This window comes from Nocardiopsis sp. MG754419 (assembly GCF_018207095.1).
GTDB lineage: Bacteria > Actinomycetota > Actinomycetes > Streptosporangiales > Streptosporangiaceae > Nocardiopsis.
Genome location: NZ_QOCZ01000021.1, coordinates 1 through 12,888 on the forward strand (window position 1 = coordinate 1; position 12,888 = coordinate 12,888).

Sequence of the window (12,888 nt, forward strand, 5' to 3'; positions counted from 1 at the left end):
GTGGGGTGGGCACCGCGGTGGGGTCGACGGTCACCGCAACCCGGATCTCGCGTCCCAGGTGGGCGGAGAGGGCCTTGCTGATCGCCGGGTAGAGGCGGCTCTCCAGAACCTTCTTGGTGAACTCGTTCGGGGCCGCGATCAGAGCGGTGTCCTCGATCAGTCCCAACGGACGGGTCTGAGGCAGCCAGGCACGCTGGTGCGCGGGGAGGACGTCGTTGTCGATCCCGTCCAACACGCTCGACCAGACCATTGCGAGGTTGACCTGTGCGTCAGCCAAGGTGACCTGCCACGGTTGCTGTCCCTTCGGTGCGGATCTGTTCGGGTGGGCTATCGGAGGCGTTGAGGGGACGGGGGAGAGGGGCGTTGCCTGTCTTCGTGCGCGGGTCCGGGGACCACGGCTTCCATTGTCCTCCCCTGGGGGAGGTGCCGGGGCGATACCGGGAGAGGAGAAGCGGACTTCTCCCCAGAAACCACCCTGTGGACAACGTGGTCGGCCTCGGACGCCCCGGGTGGCGACCATCGAGGGGTATCCACAGGTTCCCCCGGTTGTCCACACGTTGTGCACAGGTTTATCCACAGGATGCCGGCTCCTTGTGGGTAAGCGGAAGTTATCCACAGAGGCCAGGTCACAGGATGTGTACGGCGGTTGTCCACAAGTGGAGGAGTGGTGTGGACGGAGGCGAGGGCGAGTTATCCACAGGCTGAGGTTATCCACAGACCCCACCGTCTGGGGAAGTCTCACACGCTGTGGATGATCACTTGTCCACAGGTCCGGGGGCTAGACTGCGCCAGTGGTCTCCGCCACCGGGCACGGCGGTCCACGCGCGGGGTGCGGCACCGGCCGAGCAGGTCTGATTTGACCCCGACCGGACCAGGTCGTATCTTCTTTATGCTTATGCCGATGATTCTGCCTGCGCTCGTGCTGTGTGTTTCCGCACGACGTCGCGGCCACGGCATACGCACTGTAAGGCCCCGCATATCCTGGGGGTCTGTCGTAGCACTTTCCTGACACGCCCCTGGAGCCAGTAGTGAGCAAGCGTACGTTTCAGCCGAACAACCGGCGTCGCGCGAAGGTCCACGGTTTCCGGCTGCGCATGCGTACGCGCGCCGGTCGCGCCATCATCGCCTCGCGTCGTCGTAAGGGACGCGCCGCGCTGACCGTGAGCCACTAGCCACGCGAAGCCTCAAGTCTTCACTGGGACCGTCCGGCCTTCTCGCCGGCCGGTCCCTTTGTCGTGCGGCGCACCGGACCTCCCGAGCGTGAGGTCCGGTGCGGTCGCACTCCGCTCCCGGAGGAACGCCGATGTTGTCGCCGCGGAACCGGATGCGTCACAGCTCCGAGTTCGGATCGGTCATGCGTTCGGGGCGACGCGCCTCGCGTGACGCCCTGGGCGTCGTCTACCTCGCACCGAAACCGGCCGCGACCACCGACACCGCGGAACCGCCGCGTGTCGGTTTCGTCGTGAGCAAGGCCGTCGGGGGAGCGGTGGTGCGCAAGCGCGTCCAGCGCCGGCTGCGCCACGTGATGCGGGCACGGTTGGGTGTTCTGCCAAACGGTAGCCTGCTGGTAGTACGTGCCAAACCTCTCGCCGCCCAGTTGCGCCAGGGGGACCTGGCGGTACAACTCGACAGCGCGATCGCCGCGGCCCAACGGCCTCGCGGAGCCTCGCGACGCCGGACCGGACGTGGTGGGCAGGGAACCTCCACGGGCCGACCGGCCGAGAGTGGAACAGACGGGAACCGCCGCCCCGACGAGGGCGCAGAACGGTGGACGAGCCGATGACCGAGCACAGACCGACGGCGTTCGCGCGGTTGTGGATCCTGCCGATCCGCGGCTACCAGCGCTTCATCAGCCCGCTCTTTCCACCGGTCTGTCGCTTCTATCCTTCGTGCAGTGCGTACGCCGTCGAGGCGCTGCGCGTACACGGAGCGTTGTACGGGTGGTGGCTCGCCGTGAGGCGTATCGCCCGTTGTCACCCCTTCAACCCGGGGGGTCTTGATCCGGTTCCGCCGCCCCGAGGGCGCCGGAACGAGGAGTCCGAGGAGTCTACGGGCGGAACCGGGCCGACCGGCACCGCTTCCGGGGACCAGTAGCTGAACCGAATCACCGAGGAGTTGGCCGGTGCTGGACTGGCTTTACAACATCATCGGGCACGTGTTGGTGTGGATCCACTCGGGTCTGTCCTTCATCGGCCTGAACCCCGACAGTGGGTGGGCGTGGGGCCTGTCCATCGTGCTGCTCACCTGCGTCATGCGCCTCCTGATGGTGCCGCTGTTCGTCAAGCAGATGAACACGCAGCGCAAGATGCAGGAAGTGCAGCCGAAGATCATGAAGCTTCGGGAGCGCTACAAGCACGACAAGGAGCGGCTCCAGCGGGAGTCGATGAAGCTCTACCAGGAGAGCGGCACCAACCCCATCATGGGTTGTCTCCCGCTGCTGCTCCAGATGCCGGTCTTCTTCGCCCTGTTCAGCGTGCTGCGCAGTGTGGCCGAGGGCAAGGTGCAGTACGGCTTCACGGAGGAGCTGGTCAACAGCGCGCGTGAGGCGCTGATCTTCCACGCCCCGATCGCCGCGCAGTTCAACACCTCGGCCGAGGACCTGCGGGCGCTGGGCGCGACCGACCCCATCATGGCGAAGATCGTCATCGCCATCGCCTGTGTCCTCATGGGCACGACCACGTTCCTGACCATGCGTCAGAGCATCAAGCGGAGCATCGCGCAGCAGCCCGACAACCCGATGATGCAGACCCAGAAGATCATGATGTACATGGCGCCCCTCTTCGGGCTCTTCGGTCTCATGATGCCGATCGGTGTGCTGGTCTACTGGGTGACCTCGAACGTCTGGACCATGGTGCAGCAGCACTTCCTCTACCGGAACCAGCCGCTCCCGGGCGAGGCCGGCGCCTCCGGCCAGGGGACCGAGTCCAAGGGTTCGGCCAAGGGCATGCTGGGGCGCAAGAAGGCCCCCGAAACCGCTCCCGAGCCGCAGGAACAGCCTAAGATCGAACGCAAGCAGCCGAAGAAGCAGTCGCGCTCCAAGCGGGGCGAGTCCAAGTAGGAACCTCCGCTGTTTCGTGTCGGCGGCGACGACTTTCGAGTGCGCAGGCGACAATGCCCCTGAGGCGTACGACGGCCAGGGACCGACGGATATGAGGAGACGGGATCGCTGTGGGACGTAGCGAGGAAGAGAACGGTGGAGTAGCGGTGGCCGAGGCACCTGAGGCCGGAATCGACATCGAGGCCCTGGAGAACGAGGGTGACATCGCCGCGGACTACATCGAGGGTCTCCTCGACATCGCGGACCTCGACGGCGACATCGACATGGACGTCGAGGGCGACCGGGCGATGGTCTCCGTCGTCGGTGGGACTCTGGACGAGCTGATCGGTGAGGACGGCGAGGTCCTGGAGGCCCTCCAGGAGCTGACCCGGCTGGCCGTCCACCGGGCGACCGGTGAGCGCAGCCGGCTCATGCTGGACGTCGGCGGGTACCGCGATGGGCGCCGCAAGGTGCTCTTCCAGACCGGGACCGAGGCCGCCGACAAGGTGAAGGAGAGCGGAGAGTCCCGCTCGCTGGAGCCGATGACCCCCTTCGAGCGCAAGGTCGTGCACGACGCCGTCGCCGCCGCCGGACTGCGCAGTGAGTCGGAGGGCGAGGAGCCCCATCGCTACGTGGTGGTGCACCCGGCCGACTGACCGGAGGCACGATCGTCGGGGGCGGTGTTTCACGTGAAACACCGCCCCTTTCGTGTGCCCACGGGGACGCACGCCTCCCACGTCGCCCGTCTCGGACCCCGAGGGTCCTCCCGGCCGGGGCGACGAAGTGGGGTCCGTGTTCTCCTCGAGGCGCTTCTCTGCCTGTTTCACGTGAAACACTTGGGCGCCTCACGCATAAGATCAACGCGGGGCCCTCTCCTGCGAGTCGTTCTGTCCTCGGCGGTACGGGGACGATCTCGGTCCGCGCGCCGCGTGAACCGGGGGTGGGAGGGTCCCGTGCGTGCGGACCGCCGAGATCCGCACGCGTTCCGCTCGCCGTCGACCTGTGGACAGGTCGACATGGCGACCCAACGGTTCATGGAAGTGACGATGGACGAGTTCCGACAGGTGGTGACCCATGACCCCGGGTGCTGAGGAGTCCGGCGCCACTCTCCCCGCGCCGCCCCCGGAGGCGGCGACGGTGTTCGGCGACACCCTGCCCGTGGCGATCCGCTTTGCCGAACTGCTCGCCGACGATGGTGTGCGCCGAGGGCTGATCGGCCCGCGCGAGGTGCCCCGCCTCTGGGAGCGGCATCTCATCAACTGCGCTGTCGTGGAAGAGTTGATCCCCGAGGGCGCGGAGGTGGTGGACGTCGGCTCGGGGGCGGGCCTGCCCGGGCTGGTGCTCGGTCTGCTGCGCCCCGACATCCGGATGACCCTCCTGGAGCCGCTGTTGCGGCGGACGGTCTTCCTGGACGAGGCCGTGGAACTGCTCGGCCTGGACAACGTGACGGTGCGCCGGGGGAGGGCGGAGGAGGCTCATGGCGAACTCTGGACCGACTTCGTCACCGCTCGCGCGGTCGCTCCGCTCTCGCGTCTGGCCGGGTGGTCCCTGCCGCTGCTGCGCAAGAACGGAAGCCTGTTGGCCCTGAAGGGGGAGCAGGCGGAGGCCGAACTCGCCGAGGCTCAGGAAGACGTTTCGAAACTGCGGCCTGGCGTCTGCGATGTGATCCGGGTGGGGCGGGGTAAAGTCGATCCCGCTACCACGGTCGTTCGCGTCACGGTGACATCCGACGGTGGTCCGTCCCCGTCCGGTGGTTCCCAGAAGAAGAGGCGGGACGGCAAGAAGAAGCGCGGACGGAAGAGGTGAACTCATTCGTGCCCCAGAATCCAGCCGACAACGCCGGCGTTTCACGTGAAACACCGGCGGGTGCCTATGGAGACCTGCTCGATGTTTCACGTGAAACATCGGCCGATCCAGCGGCGGGCCACACCCATGTTCCACGTGAAACATGGGGAGAGGCCCACGCCGTCGCACCCGAGACGCCCATATCGAAGGTGGCCCAGGCGGCCATGGCCGGCCGAGGGCACGAGGAGCCCTGGCCGCGCCCCAAGGCCTGTCGGGTCATCAGCGTCGCCAATCAGAAGGGCGGCGTCGGCAAGACCACCACGACGGTGAACATCGCCGCCGCCCTGGCGATGCACGGACAGCGTGTCCTCGTGGTCGATCTCGACCCGCAGGGGAACGCGTCCACCGCGCTCGGTATGGAGCGGGACGCACAGACCCGCTCCATCTACCACTGTCTGGTCGAGGACGAGGAGATCCGCAAACTCGCCCAGCCGGTCCCGGACATCCCGAACCTGTGGTGCGCCCCGGCCACCATCGACCTGGCCGGCGCCGAGATCGAGCTCGTCTCGCTCGTCGCCCGGGAGGCGCGGCTCAAGCGGGCCTTCGCCGCCTACGACACCTCTGATCTGGACTACATCCTCATCGACTGCCCGCCCTCGCTCGGCCTCTTGACGGTCAACGCGATGGTGGCCTGTGACGAGGTCATGATCCCGATCCAGTGCGAGTACTACGCCCTGGAGGGGCTGGGTCAGCTTCTGCGCAACGTGGAGCTGGTCAAGTCGCACCTCAACACCGGCCTGTCGATCAGCACCATCCTGCTGACGATGTACGACGGTCGCACCCGGCTGTCCCAGCAGGTGGCCGACGAGGTGCGCTCGCACTTCGGGGAGCTGGTCCTCAAGACACTGGTGCCGCGGAGCGTGCGTGTCTCCGAGGCGCCGAGTTACGCGCAGTCGGTCATGACCTACGACCCCGCGTCCACCGGAGCCGTGGCCTACCTGGAGGCGGCTCGGGAGATCGCCCACCGCGCGGAGGGGGTCGGCGCCGACTGACGGCGACCGTTTCACGTGAAACACCCCGCCCGTGGGTCGGGCGGATCAGTACCGAGGAATGTGAAGGGAATTGCCGGTGAGCCAGCAGCGGCGCGGACTGGGCAAGGGACTGGGGGCGCTCATCCCGCAGGGGCCGGCGGCCCCCGCGCCGGTGGAGAGTGCCCAGGAAGCACCCGCGCCCACGGAACCCACCCCCGAACCCGCGGTGGTCCCAGCCCCCAACGAACTGCCCGACGGCACCTACATCGAGGAGATCGCGCTCACCTCGATCACGCCGAACCCTCGGCAGCCCCGCACCCACTTCGACGAGGAGGCCCTGGAGGAGTTGCGGGACTCCATCGTCGAGGTGGGTCTGCTCCAGCCCATCGTGGTCCGCAAGGTCCAGGGGGAGGAGGAGCCCCTCTATGAGCTGATCATGGGGGAGCGGCGGTTCCGGGCCAGCAAGTCCGCCGGGCTCGACCGTGTGCCGGCGATCGTGCGCAGGACCGAGGACGACGAACTCCTGCGGGAGGCGTTGCTGGAGAACCTTCACCGCCAGCAGCTCAACCCCCTGGAGGAGGCGGCGGCGTACCAGCAGATGCTGGACGACTTCGGCACCACCCAGGAGGAGCTGGCGCAGAGCGTCGGCAAGTCCCGTTCGCACATCTCCAACACCCTGCGTCTGCTCCACCTTCCGGGCAAGGTGCAGACCCGGGTGGCGGCCGGTGTGCTGAGCGCGGGCCACGCCCGCGCTCTCCTGTCGGTGGACGACGGCGAGGCGCAGGAGCGTCTGGCCGAGCGGGTCAACAAGGAGGGTCTGTCGGTCCGGGCCCTGGAGGAGATCGTCTCCCTGCGCCGTCAGGGGCACGACGTCGACGAGGCGGAGAAGTCGCGTCGATCCTCCGGTCGTCTGTCCAACCCACCCCAGATCGAGGAGTGGGCGTCCAGCTTCGGCGACCGGCTCGACACCACGGTGAAGGTGGACATCGGTCGGAGGAAGGGCAAGATCGTCGTGGAGTTCGCGACGATGGAGGACCTGGAGCGGATCATCAAGCAGATCGAGCGGTGAACGCGGCACCCCGGACGCGATCCGGGGTGCGAGCGTCGAGGGCGGTGTTTCACGTGAAACACCGCCCTCGGTCGTGTTCGGGGTGGGTGTGGGGCGTGGGGGCGGCGTCTTCGCGCAGAGCGCGTTTCACGTGAAACACCGACGCCGTCGTGGACGGGTGGTGCGGGCGCTCGCTCCCACGCGGTCGCGTCTCGCCGCCGGGGGAGAAGTCGGTGTGCCGGTCGTTCGCGCGAGGGCCTCGCGTTCCCCGGTCGGTCGACCCCCATCCCGCAGGCTTGTGCGGGCGCCGCGTGCTCCCGTGGGGCGGGGGCCGTGTCACCGTATCCGCCCGGGTACGACCCTCGCCCTCGACGTCCGGGCGGCGGGGGCGGAGAGGCCTGCGCACGCGGTGTCACTCTCACGCGGGCGCGACGCCGATGCCACGTGCCGAGGTCGAGCGGACCGTGAGCGTGCGCGCCGAAGCGGCGGTGATCCGCTGGCGTTCCGGTGGGGGCGGCCGGGGTGGCACCGCGCAGCGGTCACCCCGGGGCGGCGGTAGGCAGGGGAGGCCCCGTCACTCGCGGACCGTGTCCCACTCTCGCGGGCCCTCCCCGTGGCGCACGGATGTCCTTCGTGCCGAGGCAAGGGCGGCCCCCCATGTCGCCGAGCCGCCACGATGGCCGCATGGGGCCGTTCGACCCCCGATTCGCACTCGGGGCCCCGGGAGCGACGAAAGGCCCCCAGGGAGTGCCTGAGGGCCTTTCGGGGGGTCGGTTACAGGAACTCGGCCAGTTCCTTCTCCAGCACGCGCTTCGGCTTGGCGCCGATGAGCTGCTTGACGACCTCGCCGCCCTTGTAGACGTTCATGGTCGGCAGCGACATGACGTTGTAGGCGCGGGGCGTGTCCGGGTTCTGGTCGGTGTTGATCTTGACGACCTCGATCTTGTCGCCGTACTCCTCGGCCAGCTTGTCCAGGACCGGCGCCATCTGCTTGCAGGGGCCGCACCAGTCGGCCCAGAAGTCCACCAGGACGGGCTTGTCGCTGGCGAGGACCTCGTCGTTGAAGGTGGCGTCGGTGACGTTCTTGACGGTCGACACTGCTTGGTTCTCCTTGGTTCGGCGAAACCGGGTGGGACGGTGGAGGGTCAGTTGCCGTGCTCGGCGAGGTAGCGCTCGGCGTCCAGGGCGGCCGAGCAGCCGGTGCCCGCGGCGGTGATCGCCTGGCGGTACTGGTGGTCGACCACGTCGCCCGCGGCGAAGACGCCCTCGAGGTTGGTCCGGGTGGACGGGAAGTCCGCCTTGACGTAGCCCTCGTCGTCGAGCTCGATCTGCCCGTCGAAGAGCTCCACGCGCGGGTCGTGACCGATGGCGACGAACAGGCCCGTCACGTCCAGGGTGCGCTCCTCGCCGTTGTTGCGGTCGCGGACACGGAGGCCGTGGACACGGTCCTCGCCGAGGACCTCGACGACCTCGGTGTCCCAGACGAACGAGATCTTCTCGTTGGCGAACGCACGCTCGGCCATGATCTTGCTGGCGCGCAGCTCGTCCCGGCGGTGGACGACCGTCACGGACTTGGCGAAACGGGTGAGGAAGAGCGCCTCCTCCATCGCGGTGTCGCCACCGCCGACCACCGCGATGTCCTGGTCGCGGAAGAAGAAGCCGTCACAGGTGGCGCACCAGGAGGTGCCCCGACCGGAGAGCTCCTTCTCGCCGGGCACGCCCAGCTCGCGGTAGCCCGAGCCGGTGGCCAGGATGACGGTGTGCGCGAGGAAGGTCTCGCCGCCCGCGGTGACCTCCTTGACCGGCTTGGTCAGGTCCACCGAGGTGACGTCCTCGGGCACCAGGTCGGCGCCGAAGCGTTCGGCCTGCTTGCGCAGGTTGTCCATGAGGTCGGGGCCCATGATGCCGTCGGGGAAACCGGGGAAGTTCTCCACGTCGGTGGTGTTCATCAGCGCGCCACCGGCCGTGATCGAACCCTCGAAGACCAGCGGGCGCAGCTCGGCACGGGCGGCGTAGACGGCGGCGGTGTAGCCCGCCGGACCGGAACCGATGATGATGACATTGCGGACGTCACTCACGCTCGTAGGCCCTTCAAACAGTCGCTGTCCGGGCCACGGTGGCGTGACCGGAGGGAAAGATGGTTAGCACAACCGATGGTAGGTGCATGGCATTCCCATCGGGACATCCCCCCAGGTTACGGGGGCGGGGTATGGCACTCGCCCTTTCCCCGGTCATCGACCGGACCCCGCGTGGGTGTCCGCGTCGCGGCCCCGGCCCCGTACGTCGGAACGCGTGGCGACCCGGGTCCGCGGACGTGGGGCCGTGCCACGACCGCTCCGTGGACTTCGCATGCCGGAGTAGACCACCCGCCACACCCTCGACATCGGCGCGTCGCTGGAGGACGACGGCGACATCGCGGTGGTGTCGGAGGCGACCCACGGTCGGGAAGCGCTCTCCGAACTCGACCGTTTCCGTCCCGACGTGCTGCCGCCGGATCAGCGGATGCCGGCCGTGGACGGGCTCGGCGTGTTGAGAGAGTCGGCACGTCGACGTGCCGATACGTCGAGGCACCGACATGTCGACACCCGGGTCGTGGTGCTCACCACCTTCGGCGAGGACGTCGACGCGTTCGTCGCGCTGCGTCCGGGCGCGGTGGGGCTCCCGATCAAGGACACCGGATCCGCCGGGGGACGCTGACCGGGGACCGCCCCTCGGGCCCCTCGATCGGATCGTGGGACCTTCCCGAGGGTGCGGACCCGCTCAGGTGTGTCGCGTCACGGGGGTGTTCGGTCGTTCGGGTGTCGGTGGAGCGGACTTCCCGAAACCAAGGGAGGTGTCGAAGGGTCTTCGCCCCTTCCACGTCCTGACAGGGGCCGAAGCGTGGTGGAGGCCCTGCGAGGGCACCGCCTAGAGGTCGCCCTCCGCGAGCACGGACGAGTCGAGGTCATCACCGTGGGCGCAGGAGGGGTCGACGACGAGCACGTCGACGCCCTCACCGTCCCGGGTGAACAGCACCCAGGCCCGGTCGGGGCCTTCGGGGCCCTCCCACCGGGCGTCGTCGACCAGGGTGACGTGGGCGCCGGTGGCCGCCTCGACATGGCCGACGCATTCCTGCGCCCCCTCGGGTAGCCGTGCCGACGTCTCCTCGGACTTGACGCTCAGTCCGCCGTCGCCCTCCGCGGTGTTCAGGACGTCCGAGGCCTGCTCGGTGAGCCCGTCCTCCGTGTAGACGGTGCCGCTGGCGACACCCTCGGTGGAGTAGGACTGCGCGGTGTCCGGGGCGCTCGCCGGCGCGTTCTCGTCCGACAGGGGAGCGGCGGAACCCGTCTCGGGCCCGTCGGACATCAGACTCCCGACGACGGCGGCGCCGCCACCGATGACGAACACCGAGGCGGCGGCGACCATCATGAGCCGGGGCAGACCGAAACGGCGCCGTCGGGTGTGGATCGGAGTGACGGTGGCGGGTGCGTCCGCCGGCGTCGTCTCCTCGGTGGTCTCCGTGGACGGGGCCTCGGCGGCGCGTGCCGCGACGGCCTCGGAGACCCGGTCGTCGAGGAGGGCGGCCACGTCCTGCGGCAGCGCGGGCGCCGGGGCATCGGCGAGCGCGCGGGTGACCCCGGCGAGTTCGTCGATGGTGGTCGCGCAGAGCGCGCAGGTCTCGATGTGGTCGGCGACCGAGCGTTCCTCGTCGGGCTCCAGAAGAGCCTCGGCGAAGAAGGCGAGTGCCTCCACGTCTGGATGGGACGTCACGATGGGTTGGCACCTCCTCTCCCAGATGTGACGTCTCGGGGAGTTCCCGGGTTCCTTAGATGGGCCAGGGAAGGAAGAAGTTTCGCGCGACCTCGCGCACACCTGCTCTTGACCGTGCCGGTGGCGACGTCGAGGATCTCGGCGGCCTCGTCGACCCGGTAGCCGAGCATGTCCACCAAGGTCAGCGCCATGCGCTGGTCCAACGGCAGTTGATCGAGGGCGGCGTGCACGTCCAGTCGGGACTCGGTCTGGGCGGCGTGGTCCTGTGCGCCGCCGGTCCGTCCGAGTCGCTCGTTGGAGATGATGTCGAGGGTCTCGTCCTCGGTGGGGGTGGCCGGGCGCACCTTGCGGCGTCTGAGACGGTCGTGGCAGGCGTTCACCACGATCCGGTGCAGCCAGGTCGTCACCTGGGAATCGCCGCGGAACCGGTCGGCGGCGCGGAAGGCCGAGAGGAAGGCGTCCTGCAGTGCGTCGGACGCCTCCTCCTGCTCGCCCATCATCCGGATGGCGACAGCCCACAGGCGCTCACGGTGGCGGCGTACCAGTACCGCGAACGCCTGCTCGTCACCCTGAGCGTGCCTCGACAACAGCTCCTTGTCAGGAAGCTCCTGGGCCCCGTCCATCAGCGCTGATCACATACTCCACGACTAGGGGGATCTAAACTCCGCGTACCTCGACCTCATTGATGGTCCCACGGAAGGTTCCGTCGATGTTCGGCAGGTCGGTGAACCAGATCAGCACGTACTGGCCGGTCACCGCCTCGTCCAGTTCGACCGTCTCGGCGCCGTTGACCGAACCCTCCCAGGCCACCGGGAGGTTGCCGTCCAGGGACGAGTCGTCGGTGACGGAGTCGCTGTCGCCGACCCGGACCTGGACGCCGTAGTCCCGTTCGGGCAGGGCCAGGTCCACCTCGTGGACCTCCTGGGCGGACCCCAGGTCGAGGATGAGACCGACACCGCTCTTCTCGGTGCCCATCGGGTCCCGGTACCCCTCGGTGTTCCACTCGGTCGCGAGGTCACCGTCGTGGGCACGCCCGGACCGGTCACCGTGCTCGCTGTGGTCACCGAGCGGGTCGAACCCGTCGGAGCCGGCGATGGAGAGGACCTCCAGCTCGGCGCTGTCGACGGGGTCCTCCGTCGCGCTCGCGCTGGGGTCGGCCTCCTCCTCGGAGCCCGAGCGCAGACTGGTGCCGAGCGTCCAGGCGCCGGCGACCACACCGGCGAACAACAGGAACGCGACGGCCCCGACGATCAGCTGTTTGGCCGATACGCCCCGGTCGCGGGAGGCGCGCTGCTCCATCCGCGAGCTCGCCTGCGGACGGGCCGCGCCCGCGCGGGCGGCGGAGCCGGCGCGCGCGCTGCGACGAGGGCCGGTGGTGGCGTCGAACTCACCCGTGCGCCGGGAGGTGCCCTGTTCCGGCGGCGGGGTCGCCTCGGTGGGCGCCACCGGCAGGGGGATGAGGCGGGGGACCTCGGCCAGGGCGGCGCAGAACTCGGCGGGACCGGTGATGGGCGGTCCCGGCACCATCTGACCGACCAGCTGCGGCAGGGCCGCGCGGGTGGTGATGGTGGCCAGTTGTTCGCTGATGCCCTGGCGCAGTTGACCGGGCGGGTAGGGGCCCATGGGGCCCTGGGGTGCTCCGGGCAGGCCGCTCTGCGGTCCGCCGGGCCAGTAGCCGGTCAGGGCCGCGTACAACAGGTTGCCGAGCCCTTGGGCGTCGACCGCGCCGGGCTGCGGGACGTTGTTGCCCAGCAGTGCGGCGTCCACACCGATACCGGTGACCTTGACCGCGCCGCCGCTGCTCCACATGAGCTTGCCGGGGGTCAGGCACAGGTGGTGGAGACCGTTGGCGTGGGCGGCGGTGATCGCCTCGGCGGCCTCCGCGACCAGGCCGGCGGCGCGCTCGGGCTCCATGGGGCCCTGCTGGAGGAGTTCGGCCAGGGAGGAGCCGATGACCCACTCCTCGACCACGTAGGGGATGGGTGAGGAGTCGTCGGCGTCGAAGACCTGGGTGACGCGGGCGTCGGGCACACGGCTGGTGGCGCGGGCGGCGCGCACGACCTCGGACGTGCGGGGGAAGCCGTCGGCGAAGGTCCAGACCGCGACCGGACGCGCCAGCGTCTCGTCGGTGGCCTTCCATCGTGTCGCGCCACCGGTCTCGCTCACCACGTGGTCGAGTCGGTAGCGGTTGGCCAGCTTCGCCCCGGGTTCGATCAGGAAGGTGCTCATGATGGGAG

The 12,888-nt window shown here is 69.1% G+C and carries 15 protein-coding genes; 9 read left to right on the forward strand and 6 right to left on the reverse strand.

Features of this window, described 5'->3' with window-relative positions; genetic code table 11:
* A partial coding sequence (locus DSY14_RS06485; RefSeq protein ID WP_283091587.1) for a DnaA N-terminal domain-containing protein occupies positions 1-250 on the reverse strand: 250 nt, incomplete at its 3' end.
* 778 nt (positions 251-1,028) lie between these two features.
* Here DSY14_RS06485 and rpmH point away from each other — a divergent pair.
* The 8 genes from rpmH (at position 1,029) to DSY14_RS06525 (ending at position 6,922) form a co-directional block, all read left to right on the forward strand.
* A complete protein-coding gene (gene rpmH, locus DSY14_RS06490) occupies positions 1,029-1,172 on the forward strand; it encodes a 50S ribosomal protein L34 (RefSeq protein ID WP_014909187.1) in 144 nt (47 codons plus the stop codon).
* A 131-nt stretch (positions 1,173-1,303) separates the two neighbouring features.
* Positions 1,304-1,783, forward strand: a complete 480-nt coding sequence (gene rnpA / locus DSY14_RS06495) for a ribonuclease P protein component (RefSeq protein WP_211715549.1) — start codon at positions 1,304-1,306, stop codon at positions 1,781-1,783.
* Positions 1,780-2,094 (forward strand): membrane protein insertion efficiency factor YidD, encoded by a 315-nt coding sequence (gene yidD, locus DSY14_RS06500; RefSeq protein ID WP_211715550.1) that lies wholly within the window; start codon positions 1,780-1,782, stop codon positions 2,092-2,094. The genes rnpA and yidD overlap by 4 nt, the downstream gene beginning before the upstream one ends.
* Positions 2,095-2,122: 28 nt before the next feature.
* A complete protein-coding gene (gene yidC, locus DSY14_RS06505) occupies positions 2,123-3,058 on the forward strand; it encodes a membrane protein insertase YidC (protein WP_211715551.1) in 936 nt (311 codons plus the stop codon).
* A gap of 146 nt (positions 3,059-3,204) precedes the next feature.
* Positions 3,205-3,693 carry a R3H domain-containing nucleic acid-binding protein gene (locus DSY14_RS06510; RefSeq protein ID WP_211715552.1) on the forward strand — a complete coding sequence of 163 codons (489 nt, stop codon included), beginning with the start codon at positions 3,205-3,207 and terminating at the stop codon, positions 3,691-3,693.
* 418 nt (positions 3,694-4,111) lie between these two features.
* Entirely contained in the window at positions 4,112-4,843 is a 732-nt protein-coding gene (gene rsmG / locus DSY14_RS06515) for a 16S rRNA (guanine(527)-N(7))-methyltransferase RsmG (RefSeq protein WP_211715553.1), read from the forward strand.
* Complete coding sequence (locus DSY14_RS06520) at positions 4,840-5,874, forward strand: ParA family protein (protein ID WP_374223985.1); 1,035 nt, start codon at positions 4,840-4,842, stop codon at positions 5,872-5,874. The genes rsmG and DSY14_RS06520 overlap by 4 nt, the downstream gene beginning before the upstream one ends.
* 76 nt (positions 5,875-5,950) lie before the next feature.
* Entirely contained in the window at positions 5,951-6,922 is a 972-nt protein-coding gene (locus DSY14_RS06525; protein ID WP_211715554.1) for a ParB/RepB/Spo0J family partition protein, read from the forward strand.
* A 753-nt stretch (positions 6,923-7,675) separates the two neighbouring features.
* On the opposite strand, the gene trxA is transcribed toward DSY14_RS06525, so the two are convergent.
* Positions 7,676-7,999, reverse strand: coding sequence for a thioredoxin (trxA, locus tag DSY14_RS06530; protein WP_211715555.1), 324 nt, complete (start codon positions 7,997-7,999; stop codon positions 7,676-7,678).
* Between the two features lie 47 nt (positions 8,000-8,046).
* Positions 8,047-8,979: a thioredoxin-disulfide reductase gene (gene trxB, locus DSY14_RS06535; RefSeq protein ID WP_211715556.1), complete on the reverse strand. Its 933-nt coding sequence runs from the start codon at positions 8,977-8,979 to the stop codon at positions 8,047-8,049.
* 316 nt (positions 8,980-9,295) lie between these two features.
* On the opposite strand from trxB, the gene DSY14_RS06540 reads away from it, so the two are divergent.
* Positions 9,296-9,598: a response regulator gene (locus DSY14_RS06540; protein WP_249187423.1), complete on the forward strand. Its 303-nt coding sequence runs from the start codon at positions 9,296-9,298 to the stop codon at positions 9,596-9,598.
* 210 nt (positions 9,599-9,808) lie between these two features.
* Here DSY14_RS06540 and DSY14_RS06545 read toward each other — a convergent pair whose 3' ends face one another.
* From DSY14_RS06545 to DSY14_RS06555, 3 genes are read right to left on the reverse strand one after another with little or no spacing between them, the layout of a single operon-like run.
* On the reverse strand, positions 9,809-10,651 hold the full coding sequence (locus DSY14_RS06545) for a hypothetical protein (RefSeq protein ID WP_307851141.1): 843 nt from the start codon (positions 10,649-10,651) through the stop codon (positions 9,809-9,811).
* On the reverse strand, positions 10,648-11,274 hold the full coding sequence (sigM, locus tag DSY14_RS06550) for an RNA polymerase sigma factor SigM (protein WP_211715557.1): 627 nt from the start codon (positions 11,272-11,274) through the stop codon (positions 10,648-10,650). Before sigM ends, DSY14_RS06545 begins: the two co-directional genes overlap by 4 nt.
* A 34-nt stretch (positions 11,275-11,308) precedes the next feature.
* Complete coding sequence (locus tag DSY14_RS06555) at positions 11,309-12,880, reverse strand: protein kinase family protein (protein ID WP_211715558.1); 1,572 nt, start codon at positions 12,878-12,880, stop codon at positions 11,309-11,311.
* Positions 12,881-12,888: the final 8 nt, after the last annotated feature.

What these genes read in the sequence shown, in the direction of transcription:
- rnpA (WP_211715549.1), top strand. Translation starts at nt 1,304, where the DNA reads ATGTTGTCGCCGCGGAACCGGATGCGTCACAGCTCCGAGTTCGGATCG.
- yidD (WP_211715550.1), top strand. Translation starts at nt 1,780, where the DNA reads ATGACCGAGCACAGACCGACGGCGTTCGCGCGGTTGTGGATCCTGCCG.
- sigM (WP_211715557.1), bottom strand. Translation starts at nt 11,274, where the DNA reads ATGGACGGGGCCCAGGAGCTTCCTGACAAGGAGCTGTTGTCGAGGCAC.
- DSY14_RS06555 (WP_211715558.1), bottom strand. Translation starts at nt 12,880, where the DNA reads ATGAGCACCTTCCTGATCGAACCCGGGGCGAAGCTGGCCAACCGCTAC.
- rsmG (WP_211715553.1), top strand. Translation starts at nt 4,112, where the DNA reads ATGACCCCGGGTGCTGAGGAGTCCGGCGCCACTCTCCCCGCGCCGCCC.